Here is a 21,006-nt window from a genome sequence, read left to right as displayed (position 1 = left end):
ATTTCGCATAAAATTATCCAGACATGCAGCCCTGCCCATCCTATTCCTGTTTGATCAGATCCTCCCAGTTAACCTCATAGGGCGAATCGTACGACGGATTGCGCACAAAGGAAAAGGAGGCCTCATCATAATAGAAATAATTGGTATCACAGATGATATCATCCCGGATCTTCTGCATTTTATCAGAATAATCCCGGGCGCTTTTCAAGCGTCCATCCTTAAATTTGAGTAAATACACATCCTTGTAGGCATAATGCTTCTGAACACCTGTGGATTCATAAAAATCCTCCACCAGTTCCCGCCCAATAAACATACCGCCGCTGTAGGCCGCCGGAATATTGACGCCCCGATAAACCTTAAACAGGCTCAGAAAAAAGTCCTGGCGGTTTGCCTCTGGAGCCACGCCCCTGATTTCCGGGTAATGGCCCAAGGTGGTCATGTACAGGTTTCTCAGGCACAGGCGGCCCTCACGCAGGCCGTACTGCCCGTAAAAGCCTTTGGCGCAGGCCGGGCAGAAGGAAATTGAAAAGGCGCCGTAATCCGAAGGATCAAACACCAGCGGATTTTCCAAGGCTGTGATATCATACGCTTCATTTTTGAAAATATACTGATCTGTAAATTGAACGGTCATTTTTGATTCCTTTCCGAAACGGAAATTTCTTCTTACTTCCCCATCATTTTATGAAAAAAGGCAGACCTGAATAAAACCTCAGCCCTGCCCTCTATCATTTTTCATTATACCCCATCGGCTAAAAAAAATCAACGCGGGTAAAGTTTTATACCCCAGAGCTAAACCGCCGAATCAGGCCGCTTTCCTGCGCATAGCGGCCAGAGCCCGTTTGTATGCTTTTGTCACTGCCGCCGGGCTCACACCTTTTTGGGCCTTCAGTTGTTTAAAGCTTCCCTTCTCCTCATACAGCCAGGAAAAAAACTCCTTCTGGCAGGGCGTCATCCTCTTAAAGACCTGCGCCGATGTCTCCTTCTGTTCCATGGTCAGGCTGGCCGCCTCCACATCGGCTTCAGGGTCAAAATCCCGCACACTTTCCAGAAAGGCGCAGCAGGCGTCCTGCCCGGCATCCTCGTAAAATGAGCCTCTGCCTCTTTGTCCAGAGCGCCTGGCGGTTTTTAAGCCCCAGGGCCGCCATCAGCGTGGTGTTAGGCACATTAAAGCGCACAGGCCAGTACCAGACATTATCCTTTCCCAGCACAGCGGCCTTGTTGTTGTAATACATCAGCAGGTGCCAGTAGGCCTGTAGCAGCGGGGACAGCCGGGCGCTCTCCAGCCATTTGTAAAAGGCCAGCACCTCAGTCAGATAGTTCATTGTCTTTACCCAGCTTATCCATCAGAAAGGCTTGGCCTTTAGGTGTTACCCGGGTGGCAGACCACAGCCACCGTTCAGGCATTTCATAAGAGGGACCAGAGCACCACTCCTCGATCTCAAAGTAGCCGGCCTCCATAGCCCACTGCAGCGGTTTATTCCATCTGCCCTTCTGACATCTGAACACCCCAGAGCCCCGCAGCGTCTCAAATAGCCGGGTGCGCCCCATGGCGTTCCCATTCTGCTTGAGCAGCTTGGCCATATCCCCCATGGAGATGGATCCCTTTGAGGCCATGATACTGTCCGCGAACAAAAGCTTTGGCCTTGCCCGGCCAAGGGTTTCCTTCAAAACAAGCAGCTCCTCCTGCAGCAGCCGGCTTTTGTCCATTTCCTCCGCCAATGCCTGAATCAGGCGGTCTCTGACCTCAGGGTCCTCCTTATCCCCTTTAAGGTGTCCGGCGCCATATAGGCTCCATATTTTAAAATAGAGGGCACCACCACACCTGTCACCCAGCTGCGGAATCGCTTCGCCTCGGTTGTCCTGCTGCTTTGGTCAATGATATGGCCAGAATTTTCTCAGACTTTTATTTCTCCCGGTGTACAGCGATCTACTCGCAGACTACTAAAAGTCCACGAACAATCCCGCCACTATTTCAACCATAAAAACACGCGTATTCCCCTGATTTTATCACGGGATACGCGTTTATTTTTTACACTTTACTCATTTTCATTCCAAAACTCCCGGGTCTCCTGCCGGACGTCCTCTGCATTTCTCACCTTTATATAATGGGATAAATGCGGCGGGAAGAGCCTGCGGTAGCCGCTGTTTGAAAACCGGCTGTCGATAAAGAGCACCATTCCCCGGTCAGCCTCATCCCTGATGACGCGTCCAACGGCCTGGAGAACTTTATTCATGCCGGGAAACTGATAGGCATAGGCAAAGCCGCTGCCCTGCTTATCGTCATAATAATTCCGGATGATATTGCGCTCATCGCCAATTTGCGGCAGGCCCACGCCCACGATAACGGTTCCGATGAGACGGTCTCCCTTGAGGTCAATCCCCTCGGAATAGATACCGCCCATCACGCAGAATCCGATGAGGGTTTCGGGATTTTCGGCGTCGAAAGCTGCCAGAAAAGCTTCTCTTGCGGCCTCGTCCATATCCCGCTCCTGGGCCATGGACCGGATGTCTGGAAAACGCTCTCCAAAAACTTCATAGACTGCATTCAGGTAGGCATAGGATGGAAAGTAAGCCATGTAATTGCCCTTTTTCCCTGCCGCAAAGGCAGCGATCATTTCGGCGATGGGGGTATAGCTCTCTTCTCTGTCCACATAGCGGGTGCTGATGGTATCTGCCAGCAGAATACCAAGCTTTGACGGGTCAAAGGGAGAGGGCAGCTCGTAGCGCGGGGTTTCCTCCTCGCCGCCCAGCACTGCGATAAAATATTCCAGAGGGGTGAGGGTGGCTGAGAAGAGGACGGATGCCTTGCCGCAGGCCAGCCTTGCCCTCAGCAGCAGCGCCGGGTCCAGACACACCTGTTTCACGATCACCTCGCTGCCGTAGGTGTGGATGGTGGTGATATAGTGCTCATCATAAAACTCGGCGATCTTTAAATAGGTCCGGGCTTGAAAATAGAGCTCTAACACCGCGTCGGCCGCCGGATGGTCCGGGTGTTTTTTCTGCCAGTCCTCACAGGCAAAGCAGAAAAAGCCCAGAAGCTCGTTAAAATCTCCAAGCTCCTCCCTGCTGATGCGGGACCGGCTGTCCGGGCAGCTTTTGCGCAGGTCGATCATGGCCTGGTTCACCTTGTTCAGGGGCTCCTTCAGGCGTTTGTCCGTTTTGGTCAGCTGCCTTTTAAGGTTCAGAAAATCAGATTTCCTAAGAGCAGCCGAGTACATTTCCCTTGCCCTGTCTACCAGATTGTGGGCCTCATCCACCAGAAAGACATAGTCCCCCTTCTCGTCCATAAAAAAGCGCTTCAGGGCCACCAGCGGGTCAAAGAGATAGTTGTAATCGCAGATAATAGCGTCACACCAGAGCGTAAGGTCCAGCGAAAACTCAAAAGGGCACAGATTATTTTCAAGCGCGATGACCTCGATATTCTCTCTTGAAAAGACGGTTTCCTTCTGGAGCACCTCGTAGAGCACATCGCCCACACGGTCGAAATAGCCGTCAGCATAGGGGCAGTCGTCTGGGTTACAGCTGCGTTCCTCCAGAAAGCAGATTTTATCCTTGGCCGTCAGTGTGACCGTCCGGAGCGCCAGGCCCTTTTCCTTCATGAGTGTGAAGGCGTCCACAGCAGCCTGTCGGGTGATGGTCTTGGCTGTCAGGTAAAAGATCTTTTCTGCCATACCGCCGCCCAGGGCCTTGACAGAGGGAAACAGCGTAGACAGGGTTTTTCCGATGCCAGTGGGTGCCTGGCAGAAAAGCTTACCGCTCTTTTTGATGGTGTTAAAAACTGCCACGGCCATCTCCCGCTGGCCTCTGCGGTAAGTTTTATAAGGAAAATCTAAAGCATGGATGGATTGATCCCGCTTTTCAACCCACTGGCGCTGCATCTCTGCCCAGCGGATATAAGCGTCTAACAGGGCAAGATAGAAATCCTCCAGCTCGACGACAGAAAAGCTTTTACGGAACCGCCGGATCTCTTTTGTATCCACCTGATAGTAGGTGAGCTGGATATCAATGAAGTCAAGCCCCTGCTGGCTGCCGTAGATATAGCCGTAGCATTTAGCCTGGGCCCAGTGTACCGGACGGCTGTCTTCATCCATATCCTCCAGGCTTCTGGTGATGGTTTTGATCTCGTCGATGACAGTAATGCCATCCTCCTCAAAAATCCCGTCTGCCCGGCCCTGTATTTTAAAGGTAAAGCCCTTAATGTCTGTGGTTTCGGCCAGAGTGACCTCTGCCTGATAATGCTCTCCGGCTTCTTTTTGCAGCTTTCGATGGATACGCGCCCCCTCCGCGGCCCGGTCAAAGCCTCCAAAGCGGCTGTCAATACTGCCTGAGCGCATAATAAATTCTACCAGCTCCCGTACCGAGAGCTCAACCACCTCATAGGCCATGCTCATCCCTCCCTTCTCAGTAAAGCTATTGTAGCACAAACCCACCACAATGTGAAATTGCCTCTGCTGCTCCGGCGTGCTATAATGGGCATAACTTACAAAGCGAGGTATCATACCATGTACGATTATATGAAAAGCAACTCCGAGGAGGGTGCCTACCGCGGTGCCTTTGATGAAAGCCGGCGTAAGCTGCGCGCCCTTGACCCTTTGGTTATCAAAAAAAACACCGGCTGCGCTTATGACGAAAAAACAGGGTGCTTCAGCCTTGTCTGTTTTGGCCAACCCCTGACGATTCCCTATCTGAATGGTGATGTGTTTTTTGCAGGCACGGCCGAAAAGCCTGAGATCAGCTGGCGGCTCATCGCGCTCAATTATTTTTCCCGCGCTGTGGAGCTCCCCCTTTCGGGCAGATGGATTTCTTATAAGGATCAGCCCAGGGGCGCTGTTTTTTACCCGAACATCCGGAAGAATGTCATTGAACCCATGGGCGTTTTCTATGACCGCTGTGATCCGGAAATACTGAAGGTCGCTCTGCCGGAAATCGGCTTTTCGATCATCCCGGATAAGGCGGATCTCTGTGCACAGGGGTTCTTTGCGCCGCGTATTCCTGCCCGCATCCAGTTCTGGGCAGGTGATGAGGACTTCCCGGGTGCTTTCCAGCTTCTTTTTGACGCCACCATCAGTGAGCAGATGCACATCGAGGACAGTGTGGCCCTTTGCAGCCTGGTGGCGGATCTGGTTCAGGAGCAGTATCGGCTGAAGCTCAAAAAAACAGCTGATAACGACCAGTAATTTTTACCGGTCGTCAAAATGTCTGCTTTATTTTCATAAGGGCGGGTATATTTATACTATAAAAATAAATTTCAATCAGGAGAATGCCATGATTTTTTTTATACCTGCCATTATTATCCTTATCCTGTTTTACCGTCTGTATTATAAGCAGAGGCGCCCCATTGCCGGCGGCATTTTGATAACAGTCCTCCTTGCCCTGTTTCTGCTGGGGCTTTGCGGTTATGCGTTGATGTCCCCTCTCAGCCCGGTTATCTGGGTGATACTGGGAATTGTTGCCCTGGTGTTTTTAATGGGGCCCGTGCTGCTGCTTTTTTCAAGCATTGCATTGATGATCAACGGACAGCGGATGGTATCGCGCGAGGGAACACGTGTCAGCAATCTTTTACCCTTATTTCTAGGACTCATTATGCTTGCCGCGCTGTTACTGTTCTACACACTTCCCTTTTTTATGAATGTCAATCCTGTCATCCCACTGATCTACTCCATGCTGGCGATTGTCGTTTTGTTTTTCGGCTTTCTGTTTATCAGTTTTGCCAATGCCTCTGCCCTTTACTATTTCAACAAGCCTTCCTACGACGAGGATTTTATTCTGATCCTGGGCTGCCGGGTAATTGACGGCAAGGTTACACCGCTTCTGGCCAAGCGCCTGGACCGGGCCATTGCTTTTTATGAAAAACAGATAGAAATGACTGGAAAGAAGGCGAAATTTGTTGTCTCTGGCGGTAAAGGAACGGACGAATCGGTTTCGGAGGCCTCTGTAATGAAAGATTACCTTTTGTCCAAGGGCTATAATGAATCGGACATTTTAGTGGAGGATCATTCCCGAGACACCCGGGAAAACATGCTGTTTTCCAAGGCGATCATTGACAGGCTTAAGCCGAATGCCCGGGGCGTATTTATAACCAGCAGCTTTCATGTTCTCCGTTCCAGTCTTTATGCCCGTGACGCTGGGCTTGACTTTACTGGCATTCCCGCAAAAACGGCGTTTTACTATTTCCCAAATGCCTTTCTCAGAGAGTTCATCGGAGTGCTTTCAATGAACCGGCAGACCTACGCCATCGTCTTTGCCGCGCTGGTTCTCTGTACCATGGTTCCCCAGCTTGTCTTTTTAAACATGGGTCTTCTGTAAACTGAAAAAGGACAGACGCGATCGTCTGTCCTTTTTTATATTGAAGCTTTATTTCATATATTTGTCAATAATATCATCCGCTAATTCTTCAAGAACGCCCATGTCATAGAAGAACTGAAGTGCAGCATAGCGGTTACGCAGCTCTTTGGCATACATTAAAATATCCTTGAATTCTTCCTTTGTTACATTGAACTCTGCCGGACTGGTAAGGCCGTGGAGGGCTTTTAACAGCTCCGGCGCTTTCTGGGTATCTGCCACCACGTCTTCCATCAGGCTCACCAGCTTCGCTTCATTATTCTGAATGCTATCAATGCGTTTTTCAACCACTTCAGGATCATTCTGATGTACCTGTTTATAAAGTTTAATGACTTCATCTGCGCCCAGGCCAAAGGAACGCTTGATTTCCTTTTCCCAGGTGTCATAGTCAAAGGTTTCTGCGTGCGCGCGTGCTTTATCATAGTCGAAAGGCATGGTCAGGAATTTTGCGTACATATCGCTGACGATGCAGGTTGCCATGCCAACACAGGTGCCGTGCAGCTGGCCGTATTCGCCCTTGAAGATAGACTTCATTTCCAGGAAGTGGGAGATATGATGCTCGGAGGCAGACGCAGGTCTGGAGAAACCGATATAGCTCATGGCAATCCCGATGAGCACCAGGGATTCCATCAGGTACTGAAGCGCGTCGGATTCTCTGTTCACGAGACCCGGCACCGTATCCACACATTTTTTAACAGAGTAGAGCACCAGCTCTCCGACCTCTGGGCAGTAATATTCGCCGTTGATCAGCTCAGACATTTTCCAGTCGTTGATGGCTAAATATTTACCTAAAACATCGCCTAAACCAGCCGCGATCATGACGTCCGGTGCAGTGGCAAGAATATCGGTATCGCCGATGATGGCATTTGCACATTCTGCAGAATAGGTGATTTTGAGATTGTTGTGTACTAAAGGAGAAACGTTTGAGGCGTATCCATCCATAGATGGTGCCGTCGCTACAATATAATACGGCAGTCCAGCGCCAAATGCGACATAACGGGTTAAGTCGTTTAAGGAGCCTGAGCCAATGGCAATGATCAGCTTGGTATCAGCCGGTAAATGTTCCTTCATTTCTTCGGCATATTTATCTTCTGCGTGCATGCTCTTATGCGGGAAGATATATTTTTCAACAGGATAGCCTGCTCCCACTACCATACTTTCAACGCGTTCACCAGCTACTTCCCAGGTATTTACATCGGCCACGATAAAAACCTTATCGCTCTCGCTCAGGATGCTGCCGTCTTTTAATTTCTGGGTTTCCATAATGCCTGGCAGTTTATCTAAAGCGTTTTTGCCGATGGCGATATTTTCGATACTGGCGATATGTTTTTTGCCGCAGCTGCAATCAAACTCGTGGTTAATCAATTCGTTAATGGATAATTCTTTAAAACTCATATTTTTCTCCTTTTGATTTTATAATTAGGTTAGATTCAGATATTTAATTTGTTTTTTAAGCTTATTTTTAAAGGAACACAAAATTCCAACGATTTGTTTTTTATCCGATTTTCAATCGAAGCAAATCAATGAATTTTGCGGAACTGATTCACACCAAATCATCGTTTTGGGTTCTCTAGTTCTGGCCGTAATAGGCATTTTCGCCGTGCTTTCGGTAGAAATGTTTATTTAAAAGCACATCCTGCATCGGGTATGCGCCGCCAGCCAGCTGCTCGGTATAGAAGGCCATCATGGCCAGCTGGTCTAAAACAACAGCATTGTGGACAGCCTCATGCGGGTCTTTCCCCCAGGTAAACGGGCCGTGGCTTTTAACCAGGACTGCTGGCATATAATCGGGATTGATGTCCATATCATTGAAGGTTTCAACAATAACCTTGCCAGTATTGAGCTCGTAGTCACCCTCAATTTCTGCATCGGTCATAACACGTGTACAGGGAATCGGGCCGTTGAAGTAATCAGCATGGGTGGTTCCGTAAGCATTAATATCTTTTCCTGCCTGGGCCCAGATGGTCGCCCACTGTGAGTGGGTGTGTACCACACCGCCGATATTTGAAAATTTACGGTAAAGCTCAAGGTGCGTGTCGGTATCGGAGGAGGGATTCAAGTCTCCTTCTACCACCTTACCATCTTCTAACGCGACAATGACCATATCTTCCGGTTTAAGCTTGTCGTATTCCACACCGGAGGGTTTAATGGCGATCAGACCTTTTTCCCGGTCAATACCGGATACATTACCCCAGGTAAAGGTAATGAGCTTATACTCCGGCAGCAGCATATTGGCTTCATAAACTTGCTGTTTCAGTTCTTCTAACATGGTTCCTCCCTAAATTATTAAAATTTTCTGTCGATCCTAGAATGTTCTTTTTGTTACTTTATGTTTTTATAATAGCACATTTATAACATTTCGTCAATTGTAAATTGCTAAAATTCTCCAAAAAACAAAGATTTTTCAAGCAAAAAAAGTCATTCCCCAGTTTGAGGAATGACTTTTAATAACTATTTAGCTGCTTCTGCCTTGATGACCTTCAGACGTTTCATTACGTCGTTTTCGCCGCGGCCGAAGTAATCGTGCAAGATGGCATATTCCGCAAACAGCTTATCATATACTTTTGCGTTTTCTTCATTTGGTGTATAAAGAATATCTTTTTCATTGGCCAGAACCTGAGCGGCTTCAAATACAGAATCATAGCCGCCCTCGGCAGCGCCCGCTGCTACAGAAGCCATAACCGCAGCGCCAAGGGCCGGGCCATATTCGGAGCCCGCGATGCGGATCGTTCTTCTGGTAACGTCGGCGTAGATCTGCATCATCATGGCATTCTTCATAGCAATGCCGCCAGTTGCGTACAGATTATTGACCGTTACACCGCATTTTTCAAAGTTTTCAATGATTTCTCTGGTACCATAAGCGGTTGCTTCGATTAATGCGCGGTACATTTCCTCTGGCTTTGTCTGAAGTGTCATACCGAGCATCATACCTGTCAGGTCGTTGTCGAGGAGGACGGAGCGGTTGCCGTTCCACCAGTCAAGCGCGATGAGCCCACTTTCACCGACAGCCATTTTTTCAGCTTTTTCGGTTAAAATCTGATGCAGGTTTAAGCCGCGTGCTCTCGCTTCTTTAGCGTATTCTTCAGGAACGCAGTTATCAACAAACCATGCAAAATGATCCCCTACACAGCTCTGTCCGCCTTCGTATCCAAAATAGCCTGGCAAAATACCGTCTTCAACGACGCCAAAGACGCCAGGTACAATTTTTTCTTCTTTAGAGATCAGCATGTGGCAGGTGGATGTCCCCATGATCATGAGCATCTGGTCTGGGCCAGCCTGTTTCATCGCACCCGGCACACCTGCATGGGCATCGACATTGGCAATGGCAACAGCTGTACCAACCTTAAGGCCTGTCAGCGCAGCGCCTTTTGTATCAATTTCGCCTGCTCTGCTACCGATGGGTGAGATTGGGCAGTTTAATTTCTCTTCAACCACATTTTCAAACTGTGGGTCAAGCGCTTTATAGAAATCTTTTGATGGATAGCCGTCTACTTTATGATATAAAGCCTTGTAGCCTGCGGCACAGGAATTTCTGGTCTGTTTTCCGGTCAGCTGCCAGATTACCCAGTCGCCAGCTTCAATGTAATAGTCCATGTCTTCATATAATTCATGGTCTTCAACACAGATCTGCCACAAACGCGGCGTCATGGATTCAGACGACGCCTTGCCGCCATAGCGGGCCATAAAATCTTCTCCCCGCTGTTCTGCAATTTCAGTCAGTTTATTGGCATAGCTCTGAGCGCCGTGATGTTTCCACATCATAACATATGCCATTGGGTCGTTCTTATATTTGTCTAAGAAGCACATTGGTGTGCCGTCCGCTTTTACCGGCAAGACTGTACATGCTGTAAAGTCGACCCCTACGCCGATAACATCTGCCGGGTCTACCTGTGTGCGCGATAAAACTTCCGGAACCGCGTTCTTGAAAACATCCAGATAATCCTGCGGATGCTGTAGTGCATAGTCCATTGGCAGCTTTGTGCCATCCGGCAGTTCTCTGTCCATTACCGCATGCGGATAATTATAAAATGCCGAGCCAATTTCTTCCCCTGTTTTTACATTGACCACAACAGCTCTACCGGAGAGCGTACCGAAGTCGATACCGATTACATACTTTGCCATCTTTGTTATTCCTCCTCATGTTTTAAATGAACCTTTAACATGTTCGTTTGGATACTTTATGTTTGTATAATAGCACATTTCATGGTAGAAGTCAACCGTTTACCTTTAAGCTACTTGCAATTAATCCTAAAATGGTTTATTCTATAGATAAGTGACACAAAAGAGCACATAAAGGAGACATAAACAATGTTAAAAGAACAAAGAGAGGAACAAATTCTACAACTATTGGAACAACACGGCAGTGTGGAGGTTTCACAGCTCTGCAATCTTTTTGGCGTTACCAAAATGACGATTCGCAGAGACCTTGATAAATTAGAGAATGAAGGGAAAATTTCCAGAACACATGGCGGTGCTGTCTTAAACAATACAGACATTCTTTTAGAAAAACCTCTTTATGTGCGTTTAAACACAAATACCGAACATAAAGAGCGCATTGCCAGAAGAGCCGCCGCCATGATTTCAGACGGTCAGAAGATTTTTCTGAGCTCCGGCACCACGGTCTTTACCTTGGCGCGCCAGCTGGACAATTCCAGACGTCTGCTTATTGTGACCGATGGTCTCAACACAGCCCTTGAGCTCAGCAAGCGCACAAATATATCCATTATTATCATCGGAGGAGAGCTGCGCAGTAATACCCTGGCAACAACTGGCAGTTTTGCGGAGGGAATGATTCGGGAATTCAAGTTTGAAACAGCTTATATCGGCGTAACCAGCATTGGAACAGACGGCTCTCTGCACCACGGCAGCCTGGTGGAAATCGGACTGTACAAGGTGCTGGCTGAAATCTCAAAGAAACTCGTAATTATGGCCGATTCCGATAAGCTTGGAAAAGATGATTTTGTCTGTGTGGGAAAATTAAAATCCGGAGACACACTGATCACAGACTCTGACGCAGACCCTGACATTGTAAAGCTATACCGGGATATGGGTGTTGAGATCATTCTGGCATAATTTTCGTTTTCGCAAATTCGCAAATATGCTATAATAGCATTAGGATTAATTTTGTCAAAGGATGTGACGCCATGAATACAACCCTCACGCTCAATAAAGCAATCCAGAACCTCTCAAAGGCCATACAGATAAAAACAATTTCCAACAGGCCCGGACGCGTACCGGACTATCAGCCTTTCGATGATTTTATTGTCTTCTTGAAGGAGGCCTACCCTATCTGCCACGAGCATCTTGAGCATACCCGTGTGAATAATTACGGACTGGTTTACCGCCTGAAGGGTAAAAACCGCGATGCAAAGCCTTTGCTTTTTCTGGGACATTATGATGTTGTTCCGACCGCCCCGGGCAGCGAATCGAAATGGACCTACCCGCCTTTCAGCGGTACTGTTGCCGACGGCTATATCTGGGGGCGTGGCGCTTTAGACGATAAATTCCAGATCATTGCTCTTTTCGAAGCATTGGAACGCTTTATTACCATGGAGCAGCAGCCTGAGCGCGATGTTTATCTCGCCTTTGGATTTGATGAGGAGGTTGGCGGAAACCTTGGCGCCTCCCGGATCGCTTCTTTTTTTAAGTCGCAGAACATTCAATTTGAATGTGTACTGGATGAAGGCGGAATGTGTATTGAAGATCTTTTTCCGCAGATTAACCGCCCAATGGCGACTGTCGGTGTCGGCGAAAAAGGGCAGGCTAATTTAAAGGTTACTTTCTCGCAGAAGGGCGGACATTCCGCTGTGCCTTCACCAGGCAGCGCCATTCATCAGCTTTCAAGGCTTCTGGTCAGTATCGAAGACCATCCTATGACGCCGCACCTCACTGAACCGATTAAACAGCTGCTCAAAAAAGTCTCACCGGATGTCCATGGCAGAAAACGCCGTTTTTACGACCATATCGAGCTTTTAAAACCTGCACTCTATAAAGAGCTCTCAAAGGTCCCCATGACAAACGCTATGATAAGAAGTACCATTGCTCCGACCATTCTGCAGGGCAGTGATATGGCTAATGTGGTTCCGGGAGAGGCCTCTGCTATTTTAAACTGCCGTATGCTCCAGGGCGATACTGTGGAGGATATGATCCGGCATATCACTAAGCTTTGCGGCAAGAAAAAACCGGATTTTGAAATTTTGATGAATCATCCCCCTTCTGCATTTTCAGAAACAGATACTCAGGCCTACAGGCATCTGGAAGCCTGCATTTCGGTTATCTTCCCTGGCGCAGAAACGACACCATCCATTTCACTGGGCGGCACAGATGCGCGTAAGTATGATATTGTATCAAAAAATATTTACCGTTTTACCCCTGTTCAAGTCACTAAAAGCGAACGTGATGCCATGCACAACATCAATGAACGTATTTCCATTGAAAACCTGGGCCGGGCCATCACCTTTTACACCACGTTTATTCAAAATTACCAATAAATTTCAAAAGACACAGAGGCTTTTCCTTTTGTGTCTTTTTTATTTTTTAAAATTATATAAAAACCGCTTGCGAGTTCTCTTTTACAGCGTTATCATAAGAACAGGTTTACATAATTAGGAGGAGAGAATGTATAAACGTAATTATCGAAACACTGAAGATGCCATCTCAATTTTAGGATTTGGCTGTATGCGCCTGCCAAAAATCAGCCCAGACGGACCGGAGATTGATGAAGCGGCCGCACAGGCACTTTTTGACTATGCCTTTGAACACGGCGTCAACTACTTTGACACAGCTTTTAACTATCATCAGCGGCTGTCTGAGCCCTTTGTGGGCAAAGCTCTGAAAAAATACCCCCGGGATCAGTTTTATCTTGCCAGTAAGATGCCCGGCTTTCTAGTAAAAGAGGAAAAGGATGTCGATGAAATCTTTGAAAAGCAGTTAGAAAACTGTCAGGTAGACTATTTTGATTTTTACCTCTGCCATGCGATTTCGGATGAAAGCTTTAAGGTTTATGATGACTGTAACATTATGGAACATCTGCTAAAGCGCAAGGCTGACGGACAGATCCGCCATCTGGGCTTTTCCTTTCATGGCTCGCCGGAAAAGCTGGAGGAGCTGGTTGAACGTTATGACTGGGATTTTGTCCAGCTTCAGTTAAACTATGTAGACTGGAATGTCCAGAATGCCAAACGCCAGTATGAAATTCTTGAAGCACATGGTCTTCCATGTATTGTCATGGAGCCTCTGCGCGGTGGCACCCTGGCAGTCCTCTGTGATGAGGCGGCGGCTGTTTTTAAAGAGGCTGAACCCGATAAGAGCCTAGCTTCCTGGGGATTGCGCTATGCGGCCAGTCTGCCAAATGTGCTCACTGTGCTCAGCGGCATGTCCGCCATGGATCAGGTCGCTGATAATATCAGCACCATGGAAAAATTTGAGCCCTTATCCGAATCCGAGATGGCGCTTGTCAACAAAGCCGGTGATATCTTCACTAAAACAAAGACCATTCCCTGCACCGGCTGCCGGTACTGTATGAACTGCCCCTCCGGCGTAGAGATTCCAGGACTTTTCAAGCTCTATAATGAATATATGCTGGGCGAGGACAAAAATGATTTTGTCAACGGCTATAAAGCGCTGGGCCCAGAAAAGCAGGAATCGCAGTGTACTGCCTGTGACCAATGTACAGAACATTGCCCGCAGAGCATTGATGTTCCTGAGGCCTTAAAAAAAGTGACCGCGCTGGCGGAAAAGCTTTTATAATGAACAAAAACCGTCCAGGCTTATCAAAATAAAGTTTGGACGGTTTACTTTTATTATTGGTTCATACATTTCTCAATAACATCGGTCAATTTGTTAAAATCAATGGGTTTAGAGACATAGTCGTTCATCCCTGCGGCTAACGCCTTTGCCATATCCTCCGCAAACGCATTGGCTGTCAGGGCAATAATTGGTATGCTTTTTGCCTGAAAATGCTCACAATCACGGATTTCGCGCGCTGCGGTATAGCCATCCATAACCGGCATTTGCAGATCCATTAAAATAAGCTGATAAGTATAAGGCTCTGACTGCATAAAAATTTTAAGTGCTTCTTCTCCATTTTCAGCACATTCCACCAGATACCCTTTTTCTTCAAGTATTGTCTGGGCAATCTCCATATTAAGCGGATTATCTTCGACCAGCAGCAGCTTTATTTTGTCTGCAGCCATTGGTTTCTGTTTTTGAACAGCTGCTCTTTCTGTTGGTTTCTTAATAAGATCTGGATGGTCTTCCTCTATTTTCAAATTGAGGGTGACAACAAAGCGGCTTCCTTTTCCTTTTTCACTTTCAACCTGAATATTCCCCTGCATGGCTGCAACTATCTTTTGTGAAATGGACATTCCCAGGCCCGTTCCCTGTATCTTCTGAACCTGTGGGTCCTCTGCACGTGAAAAGGGCACAAAAATATAATCCAGAAAGTCCTCATCCATTCCAATACCGTTATCCTCAACCGTAAAAACAAAGCTTCCATAACCCGATATTTTTCCAGACACTTCCTGTACTGTTAAAAGGATTTCCCCGCCATTCAAGGTATATTTAACAGCATTGCTGACCAGATTTAAAAGCACCTGCCGGATACGCCCAGCATCTCCGAACAGGACATTGTGCTCAATATCCTTAATGATCACTGTTAACTTATGATTTTTCTCCGCTGCATCCGTACGGACCATCGCGCGAATATCTTCGATCACTTCAGTGAGGCAGAAGGGTTCCTCTGTCAAAGCGATTTTCCCCTTTTCGATTTTAGACATATCTAAAATTTCATTGATCAATGCCAGCAGATGTTTGCTCGACAGGTTGATTTTTTCGAGACAATCCTTTACCTTTTGAGGATTATCGATCTGACTGGCCGCTATAGATGACATCCCGATGATAGCATTCATGGGTGTACGGATATCGTGGGACATTTGTGCCAAAAAGCTGCTTTTGGCTTCATTGGCTGTTTTTGCTGCTTCGTAAGCGGCAAGAAGTACTTTGCGGTTCTGCTCTTCCTGTACCATCTCCTCCAGCTTTTGTTCATTGATGTTCATATTGGCAAAGATGACCTTTGTCACCTCACCATCCCGTATTTCTGCAATACTAAAACGTGAACGTACCCAATAAAGCCCATCTGGATAAATTCTCCGAAAGTCAATCTCGTAAACCGGCTGCTCCAATGAGAGTGCATATCTTAAAAAATCAGGGCTGCCTGCACGATACATTTTTTCCTGATCTGCCTTATAGACATACTCCCTGACAAATTTTGAATAGTATGTGTCAAGACCTCCTTTGGGAAACTCACGACGCTTCCGAATAACTTCTTCCTGCCAGATGGCCTCCTCGGTGTTATTTTCCAAATCAAACAGATAAATAGAATAATAACATTGGCATAAATTGGACAGTATGTTTTCCCTCCGTTGCGCCTCCTGTTTATCATCAATGTTTCTCAGCATTAATATAATGCGCTCCTCATTGTCCTGGAAAATTCTGACTGCATAATAACTATAATAGTGCAGGATTTCTCTCTCTTTATTCCAAAGTCTCAGGATACCTTCAAGGTAGCCTTTTTTATCATAGCATCGGTTGTCAAAAACATTATCAAAGGATTTTTTGTCCTCCAACGGCATCATTTTAATTAATTGTTGATAAAAATCTTCATAATTTCCGTGTTTCAGCAAATGAAGCAGCTCACCATTATAGTGAATGCAGTGATACTCAAGCCGTTCAAAATCCAGGCAGATAACCAGTTTATAAATTTGTGATACCGCAATTTGTGTGGTTGTGTCATCGATCTTCTTTTCCATCTCTACATCTTGCTCATCAAAAGCGATAATAACCCACGGATACTCAGGCGAATACTCGGACGAAGGCATGATTTTGGTGCGCCGCCATCTTCCCTGTCGATTCCGGTATAAGACCTCACTCTGTTTTTCACCACTTTTTATGCGGTTCCATATATTTTCGATCCCTGCCGTTTCCAAAAAAGCTTCCTGGTACTGCGGTGCTACTTCCGCTATTGTATAGCTTTGTATAAATCCTTCATAGTCCGAAAAATCCATCTGTAATTTTCGAAAAACCTCAGATTGCTTTATCGCTTTATAAGTTTTATCCTGAAGATTACACAAAAAGATTCCCGTATAGCTTTTACTGAGTGTCTGTATAATCGTATCATATTCTCTTTTAAGCATCACTGTATTCGTGATGTTTTGGTGATAACCTCTCAGGCACAGACCCTTTTTATAATTCCAGTCTCTGACACCCCCACAACGCACATAGATTCTGCCCCATTTTGGATGCTGCCAGGGATACTGTACCTCTGCCCGGTCATCCTGGGCCATTCGCTCTACTGCGCTCTGTACCACCGGATAATAGTCCTCATCGATACGATTGTACCACCATTCATAACACATCTCCGGTGTGGGAGATTCATCAAATCCCAATAAGTCCAACATTGATTTGTCCGCATACATTCTGGGCTTTGTTCCTTCCTCCAGCTCAATGACCCACAGCCCTGTCTGCGCTTCATGCAGGACCTCCTGCATTTTATTCATATCCTTAAAATGGTCAAACATATCCTTTTCCCTTTCCTCTATCCGCATCCTTTATAAGCTCCCTTCCGCATCTTTTGAAGGGATTTTAATATTAAGTTTATTATACATAAAACCGAATAAAAAAAACAGGGCAATGCCCTGCTTTTATTTTTTAATTTCCAGCAGCTTTTGTTTTAGCTCGCTCTCGATTTTCTGCATTTCAACTTCAGCGGCCTGGCGTTTTTCGCGGCCTTCAGACTGAATTCGCAGAACCTCGTCAAAAGTAGAAATCAGTGATTCATTTGTATGCTTCAAAGTCTCAATATCCACAATACCGCGTTCAGATTCTTTGGCGGTTTCAATGGTTGCCATTTTAAGGGTATCGGCATTTTTCTTGAGAAGCTCATTGGTCATATCGGTAACCTGTCTCTGGGCCTCTGCTGCCTGACCCGAATGGACGACCCCCAATGCCAGTACCATCTGACTCTTCCAGAGTGGAATGGTATTGACGAGTGAAGACTGGATCTTTTCCGCCATCAGAATATCATTATTCTGAACCAGACGGATCTGCGGCGCCATCTGCAATGAGATCATACGGGTAAGCTCAAGGTCATGAATTTTCTTTTCAAAGCGGTTACACATGGCTGCCAGATCGTTGGCTGCCTGGGCATCCTCCGGTAAACCGCTGGCCTTAGATTTTTCCACGAGTGCCGGCAGCTCCTCGCTCTGCGTTTTAGCCAGCTTCTTTTTTCCTGCCAGAATATACATGGACAGTTCTTTAAAATAGGTTTTGTTAACCTCGTACATTTTATCCAGCATGGCCACATCCTTCATAAGCTGGATCTGATGACCTTCCAGAATTTCCGATATTTTATTGACATTGGTTTCTGCTGTTGCGTATTTTGCACGCATGGCTGTAATCTTATTTGCGCTTTTTTTGAAGAAGCCGAAAAATCCCTTTTCCTCCTCTTGGACATCAAAGCTTTTGAGCTCTGTGACCATATTGGTGAGCATATTACCAATTTCACCAAGATCCTTGCTCTTGACGCTGTCCAATGCAGTCTCCGAAAAATCAGCAATTTTTTTCTGTGCACCCGCACCGTACTGCATGATCATATTGGAATTGGTAAGCTCGATCTGCTGTGAAAAGTTTTCCACCATCTGGCGTTCTTCTGGCGTCAGCGTATTTTCATTAAAGGCTGCATCCTCTACAGCCATTTCTTTTACCGTCTCTGGCATCGGCTCCTTTACTTCCTCAAAGGGATCAAAAGTCAGAGTCGGCGTAACGGTTTCAAAATCTTTTATTTCATCACTCATTTTACTTTCCTCCAGTGTTAAAGTCTTTTTCTGTCAGGCCTTCCTGGGCCAGCATGGTCTCAAGCACTGTAATATCTGTTGAGATATCCATTGCCTTGTCCTGATAAAAGCTGTCGAGCAAGTTTTCAAAGGCATAATTGATGGTGTCCAATGTCGCCTCGATCTCATGCTTCGCGCTCCGGATATTCTCTCCCTGGATAGGCTCCGCGTCCATTTCACGGTAGGCGTTGACCAGTTTCAGGGTCGTTGGCAGATAGTAGCCCATAAATTTGCGGGTTTCAGGAAGCTCATCTGTATGGTTTTCAACATACTCAAAAATTTTGCAAAGTATGATTTCCAAACGGTCAAGCTTCTGCGAGATCACTTCCCCCGAAATGGCCTCATTAGCCTCTCGGATCTGTTCTATACTTTCCTTGCCTTCTTCTATAAGCAGACGTGTTTCCTTGAGAATCGGATTTTGAGCCTCCATTCTCTGCTGCCGCTCTACTTCTTCCTTTAGCCGGCGTTCCTCACGCTCGCGCAGACGGACGCCTTCCTCATATTTTTCATAAGCATCATAGGCTTCATCGCTTAACAGAAGATAGGTTTTTTCATCATTGATCCGTCCTTCAGGGAACATGCCCGAGCGAATCATTCTCAATAAATCCTTGACGACAAATTTATCATTTTTTCCAACACTGGATGCCAGCTGTTTTACGGAGATATAGGCCTGCCCGTTAAGGGTACGCACATACTCATAAAACCGCTTTACCCGGCCTCTGGATTTTGTTCCTGTTACGGCTAGGATGATGCATATAATCAGCAGAGGGATCAGTACCCCCATGGATACGCCCATTGCAATAAGACTGCCGGATATACCGACGGCAATCCCCACAGCTGCCAGAACAAAGGCGCTGAATCCTATCCCAAAGTACCCTAGTATCATCATAATGATACTGGATATTTTACCAGCCGGTGACTTTGCCACCGGTGCGCGCAGCGGCCGCTCTACCACCTGCGTCTCTGTTTCTGTTTCTTCTTCATCGTCAATCCTGGCATTTGTTTCATACCATACGGCTTTCCCTCTCTGCACACCTTTTTTCACTTCTTCCAGCGCGCTGTTCACCGTATTGCTTATATTTTTGTTGAGCTGTTTAAAATCCGTCGAGTTTATGGCTTCTTTCACAATGGATTTAATTTCCTCGCCAAGATTGGAATAATCATTTTTAGACACTTTTTCCTCCATAATATTCATGCTGTAAAACAATTATATCCTATAACACATAAAATAACAATTTGAAATTGCTAAAACAGGCGGTTTGCAAGGTTTTATTAAACAAAAATACAGCCGTCAGAGGCTAACGCAGCTTTCTGGCGGCTGTATTTTTATCGGATCACCTGATTATGGATATCCTGCATTCTCACATCGGTTTCTGCAATGGTGTCTGCGCACTCCTTCAGCTCACGGGCCACAGACTCCGGAATATTGGCCGAGTCCACTGCCTTATACCGAAGCTGATGTTCCAGGCTGGCCCAGAAATCCATGGCGATGGTCCGGATCTGCACTTCTACCTTGACCATTTCCTTATGGTCTGAAAAAAACACCGGCACCTTTAAAATCAAATGCAGGCTTCGGTAACCATTGGGCTTTGGTTTTTTTATATAATCTGTAACACGGACAAGCTCAATATCGTCCTGCGCCTTCAAAAGATTTTTAACAGCGTAAATATCTTCAATATACGGGCAGATGATACGAATCCCTGCGATATCATCCAGATTTTCCCGGGCGGACTGGACGCTCAGGTCAAAGCCCTTGCGGTCCAGTTTTTCAACAATGCTCTTGGGCGATTTTACTCTGGACTGGATGGTGTGGATTGGGTTGCGCTCATGGGTAGACTGAAACTCGTCATTCAGAATCTCAAGCTTCGTACGAACCTCCTTAATCGCTGCTGTGAATGTATTTTCCAAATCATATAATTCCTTGATTAAAGCCTGCGCCACCTCGTAAGGGTCTGTGGTATCGTTTCCAACAAATACCTCCGCCTCAACCTTTTTTAGTATATCCACCATGGGTGTCTTATCGGTTATTTTTGTATTTAGCATACTATCTCTCCTGTTGTGATTATAAAGCAATCTCAATAACAAACTCTATTTTAATACGTTTCGCTTAATTTTTCATAAAACAAATTAAAAAAGCAGACGCTTTTTTCGCATCTGCTTTTATTCTACCATTCTTTTGAGAAGGCTTCAACCTCTAAACAGGCATTATTCACGATCTCCTGTGTTTTATCCGGACGTTCCTCCATGCCCTGAGCGTAAAGCACAGAGACATCCTCAATCCCACACAGGCCAAGGATTCCCTTAAGCCAGTCCACACCATAACAGTGCATAATGGGATTATCGGTGTTGCAGGTACCGCCGCTGGCCAGCAGAATCAGAGCTTTTTTATTATCCAGCATGCCGACTGGCCCTTTTTCCGTATAACGAAAGCTTTTGCCCGCACGCATGACCGCCAGTGAGTAGCTGACCATCTTCGGCGGAACGATCAGGTTCCAATGCGGCAGAGCAAAAACAGTTCTGTCCGCCATCATAAATTCTTCACAAAGGTCGTCGATTTCTGTGTACACGCCATTATCTCCGTCAGACTGCCCGTTAAAATAGGCAATCAGCTCTTCGTCAATCTCCGGAAGCTCCAGACGGCTGAGATCAATACGCTTAAGCTGATCCTCCGGATGCGCTTCCTGATAGTTTTTCATAAAAATATCTGCCAGTCTACAGCTGACTGAATCCTCAGCCAGGGGACTGGCTGTTATAACTAATATTTTTTCCATTT

The 21,006-nt window shown here is 46.4% G+C and carries 18 protein-coding genes; 5 read left to right on the top strand and 13 right to left on the bottom strand.

Annotation, left to right across the window (positions count from 1 at the left end; genetic code table 11):
• Positions 1 to 40 precede the first annotated feature (40 nt).
• The 5 genes from B2M23_RS10645 to B2M23_RS10625 all read right to left on the bottom strand — a co-directional run bounded on the left by B2M23_RS10645 (position 41) and on the right by B2M23_RS10625 (position 4,385).
• Positions 41 to 631 (bottom strand): hypothetical protein, encoded by a 591-nt coding sequence (locus B2M23_RS10645; RefSeq protein WP_038353533.1) that lies wholly within the window; start codon positions 629 to 631, stop codon positions 41 to 43.
• A gap of 171 nt (positions 632 to 802) precedes the next feature.
• A complete protein-coding gene (locus B2M23_RS10640; protein WP_038353532.1) occupies positions 803 to 1,039 on the bottom strand; it encodes a hypothetical protein in 237 nt (78 codons plus the stop codon).
• Positions 1,026 to 1,322: a hypothetical protein gene (locus tag B2M23_RS10635; protein ID WP_038353531.1), complete on the bottom strand. Its 297-nt coding sequence runs from the start codon at positions 1,320 to 1,322 to the stop codon at positions 1,026 to 1,028. The genes B2M23_RS10640 and B2M23_RS10635 overlap by 14 nt, the downstream gene beginning before the upstream one ends.
• Positions 1,306 to 1,707, bottom strand: coding sequence for a phage antirepressor KilAC domain-containing protein (locus B2M23_RS10630; protein WP_146209144.1), 402 nt, complete (start codon positions 1,705 to 1,707; stop codon positions 1,306 to 1,308). Before B2M23_RS10630 ends, B2M23_RS10635 begins: the two co-directional genes overlap by 17 nt.
• Before the next feature lie 329 nt (positions 1,708 to 2,036).
• Positions 2,037 to 4,385, bottom strand: a complete 2,349-nt coding sequence (locus B2M23_RS10625; protein ID WP_038353530.1) for an ATP-dependent DNA helicase — start codon at positions 4,383 to 4,385, stop codon at positions 2,037 to 2,039.
• Between the two features lie 117 nt (positions 4,386 to 4,502).
• Here B2M23_RS10625 and B2M23_RS10620 point away from each other — a divergent pair, with 117 nt between their 5' ends.
• Positions 4,503 to 5,177: a DUF3786 domain-containing protein gene (locus B2M23_RS10620; protein WP_052237405.1), complete on the top strand. Its 675-nt coding sequence runs from the start codon at positions 4,503 to 4,505 to the stop codon at positions 5,175 to 5,177.
• An 88-nt stretch (positions 5,178 to 5,265) separates the two neighbouring features.
• On the top strand, positions 5,266 to 6,306 hold the full coding sequence (locus B2M23_RS10615) for a YdcF family protein (protein WP_038353529.1): 1,041 nt from the start codon (positions 5,266 to 5,268) through the stop codon (positions 6,304 to 6,306).
• A gap of 48 nt (positions 6,307 to 6,354) precedes the next feature.
• On the opposite strand, the gene B2M23_RS10610 is transcribed toward B2M23_RS10615, so the two are convergent.
• The 3 genes from B2M23_RS10610 to B2M23_RS10600 all read right to left on the bottom strand — a co-directional run bounded on the left by B2M23_RS10610 (position 6,355) and on the right by B2M23_RS10600 (position 10,464).
• Positions 6,355 to 7,737, bottom strand: a complete 1,383-nt coding sequence (locus tag B2M23_RS10610; RefSeq protein WP_038353528.1) for a sn-glycerol-1-phosphate dehydrogenase — start codon at positions 7,735 to 7,737, stop codon at positions 6,355 to 6,357.
• Between the two features lie 175 nt (positions 7,738 to 7,912).
• Positions 7,913 to 8,611, bottom strand: coding sequence for an L-ribulose-5-phosphate 4-epimerase (gene araD, locus B2M23_RS10605; RefSeq protein ID WP_038353527.1), 699 nt, complete (start codon positions 8,609 to 8,611; stop codon positions 7,913 to 7,915).
• A 182-nt stretch (positions 8,612 to 8,793) separates the two neighbouring features.
• On the bottom strand, positions 8,794 to 10,464 hold the full coding sequence (locus tag B2M23_RS10600; RefSeq protein WP_038353526.1) for a ribulokinase: 1,671 nt from the start codon (positions 10,462 to 10,464) through the stop codon (positions 8,794 to 8,796).
• A 186-nt stretch (positions 10,465 to 10,650) separates the two neighbouring features.
• Here B2M23_RS10600 and B2M23_RS10595 point away from each other — a divergent pair, with 186 nt between their 5' ends.
• From B2M23_RS10595 to B2M23_RS10585, 3 genes are all read left to right on the top strand, one after another.
• Positions 10,651 to 11,415, top strand: a complete 765-nt coding sequence (locus B2M23_RS10595; protein WP_013379671.1) for a DeoR/GlpR family DNA-binding transcription regulator — start codon at positions 10,651 to 10,653, stop codon at positions 11,413 to 11,415.
• Between the two features lie 71 nt (positions 11,416 to 11,486).
• Positions 11,487 to 12,833: a M20/M25/M40 family metallo-hydrolase gene (locus tag B2M23_RS10590; RefSeq protein WP_038353525.1), complete on the top strand. Its 1,347-nt coding sequence runs from the start codon at positions 11,487 to 11,489 to the stop codon at positions 12,831 to 12,833.
• 127 nt (positions 12,834 to 12,960) lie between these two features.
• Positions 12,961 to 14,091, top strand: a complete 1,131-nt coding sequence (locus tag B2M23_RS10585; protein ID WP_038353524.1) for an aldo/keto reductase — start codon at positions 12,961 to 12,963, stop codon at positions 14,089 to 14,091.
• Positions 14,092 to 14,144: 53 nt separating this feature from the next.
• Here the strand turns inward: B2M23_RS10585 and B2M23_RS10580 are convergent, their stop codons facing one another.
• From B2M23_RS10580 to B2M23_RS10560, 5 genes are all read right to left on the bottom strand, one after another.
• Positions 14,145 to 16,946, bottom strand: coding sequence for an ATP-binding protein (locus B2M23_RS10580; protein WP_242945792.1), 2,802 nt, complete (start codon positions 16,944 to 16,946; stop codon positions 14,145 to 14,147).
• Positions 16,947 to 17,042: 96 nt separating this feature from the next.
• Positions 17,043 to 18,194, bottom strand: a complete 1,152-nt coding sequence (locus tag B2M23_RS10575) for a toxic anion resistance protein (RefSeq protein WP_038353523.1) — start codon at positions 18,192 to 18,194, stop codon at positions 17,043 to 17,045.
• A gap of 1 nt (position 18,195) precedes the next feature.
• A complete protein-coding gene (locus tag B2M23_RS10570; RefSeq protein ID WP_167617859.1) occupies positions 18,196 to 19,407 on the bottom strand; it encodes a 5-bromo-4-chloroindolyl phosphate hydrolysis family protein in 1,212 nt (403 codons plus the stop codon).
• A gap of 152 nt (positions 19,408 to 19,559) precedes the next feature.
• On the bottom strand, positions 19,560 to 20,276 hold the full coding sequence (locus tag B2M23_RS10565; protein ID WP_013379665.1) for a GTP pyrophosphokinase: 717 nt from the start codon (positions 20,274 to 20,276) through the stop codon (positions 19,560 to 19,562).
• Positions 20,277 to 20,398: 122 nt separating this feature from the next.
• Positions 20,399 to 21,004, bottom strand: coding sequence for an FMN-dependent NADH-azoreductase (locus tag B2M23_RS10560; RefSeq protein WP_038353522.1), 606 nt, complete (start codon positions 21,002 to 21,004; stop codon positions 20,399 to 20,401).
• Between the last annotated feature and the right edge of the window lie 2 nt (positions 21,005 to 21,006).

The organism is Eubacterium limosum (assembly GCF_000807675.2).
Classification (GTDB): Bacteria; Bacillota; Clostridia; order Eubacteriales; family Eubacteriaceae; genus Eubacterium; species Eubacterium limosum.
Note: the sequence above shows the minus strand (reverse complement) of the source record. Positions and strands in the feature narration are given on the sequence as shown.

Excerpts from the sequence above, each read along its gene's own strand:
- B2M23_RS10645 (WP_038353533.1), bottom strand. The coding sequence starts at position 631 with ATGACCGTTCAATTTACAGATCAGTATATTTTCAAAAATGAAGCGTAT.
- B2M23_RS10635 (WP_038353531.1), bottom strand. The coding sequence starts at position 1,322 with ATGAACTATCTGACTGAGGTGCTGGCCTTTTACAAATGGCTGGAGAGC.
- B2M23_RS10630 (WP_146209144.1), bottom strand. The coding sequence starts at position 1,707 with ATGGACAAAAGCCGGCTGCTGCAGGAGGAGCTGCTTGTTTTGAAGGAA.
- B2M23_RS10625 (WP_038353530.1), bottom strand. The coding sequence starts at position 4,385 with ATGGCCTATGAGGTGGTTGAGCTCTCGGTACGGGAGCTGGTAGAATTT.
- B2M23_RS10620 (WP_052237405.1), top strand. The coding sequence starts at position 4,503 with ATGTACGATTATATGAAAAGCAACTCCGAGGAGGGTGCCTACCGCGGT.
- B2M23_RS10615 (WP_038353529.1), top strand. The coding sequence starts at position 5,266 with ATGATTTTTTTTATACCTGCCATTATTATCCTTATCCTGTTTTACCGT.
- B2M23_RS10610 (WP_038353528.1), bottom strand. The coding sequence starts at position 7,737 with ATGAGTTTTAAAGAATTATCCATTAACGAATTGATTAACCACGAGTTT.
- araD (WP_038353527.1), bottom strand. The coding sequence starts at position 8,611 with ATGTTAGAAGAACTGAAACAGCAAGTTTATGAAGCCAATATGCTGCTG.
- B2M23_RS10600 (WP_038353526.1), bottom strand. The coding sequence starts at position 10,464 with ATGGCAAAGTATGTAATCGGTATCGACTTCGGTACGCTCTCCGGTAGA.
- B2M23_RS10595 (WP_013379671.1), top strand. The coding sequence starts at position 10,651 with ATGTTAAAAGAACAAAGAGAGGAACAAATTCTACAACTATTGGAACAA.
- B2M23_RS10590 (WP_038353525.1), top strand. The coding sequence starts at position 11,487 with ATGAATACAACCCTCACGCTCAATAAAGCAATCCAGAACCTCTCAAAG.
- B2M23_RS10585 (WP_038353524.1), top strand. The coding sequence starts at position 12,961 with ATGTATAAACGTAATTATCGAAACACTGAAGATGCCATCTCAATTTTA.
- B2M23_RS10580 (WP_242945792.1), bottom strand. The coding sequence starts at position 16,946 with ATGCGGATAGAGGAAAGGGAAAAGGATATGTTTGACCATTTTAAGGAT.
- B2M23_RS10575 (WP_038353523.1), bottom strand. The coding sequence starts at position 18,194 with ATGAGTGATGAAATAAAAGATTTTGAAACCGTTACGCCGACTCTGACT.
- B2M23_RS10565 (WP_013379665.1), bottom strand. The coding sequence starts at position 20,276 with ATGCTAAATACAAAAATAACCGATAAGACACCCATGGTGGATATACTA.
- B2M23_RS10560 (WP_038353522.1), bottom strand. The coding sequence starts at position 21,004 with ATGGAAAAAATATTAGTTATAACAGCCAGTCCCCTGGCTGAGGATTCA.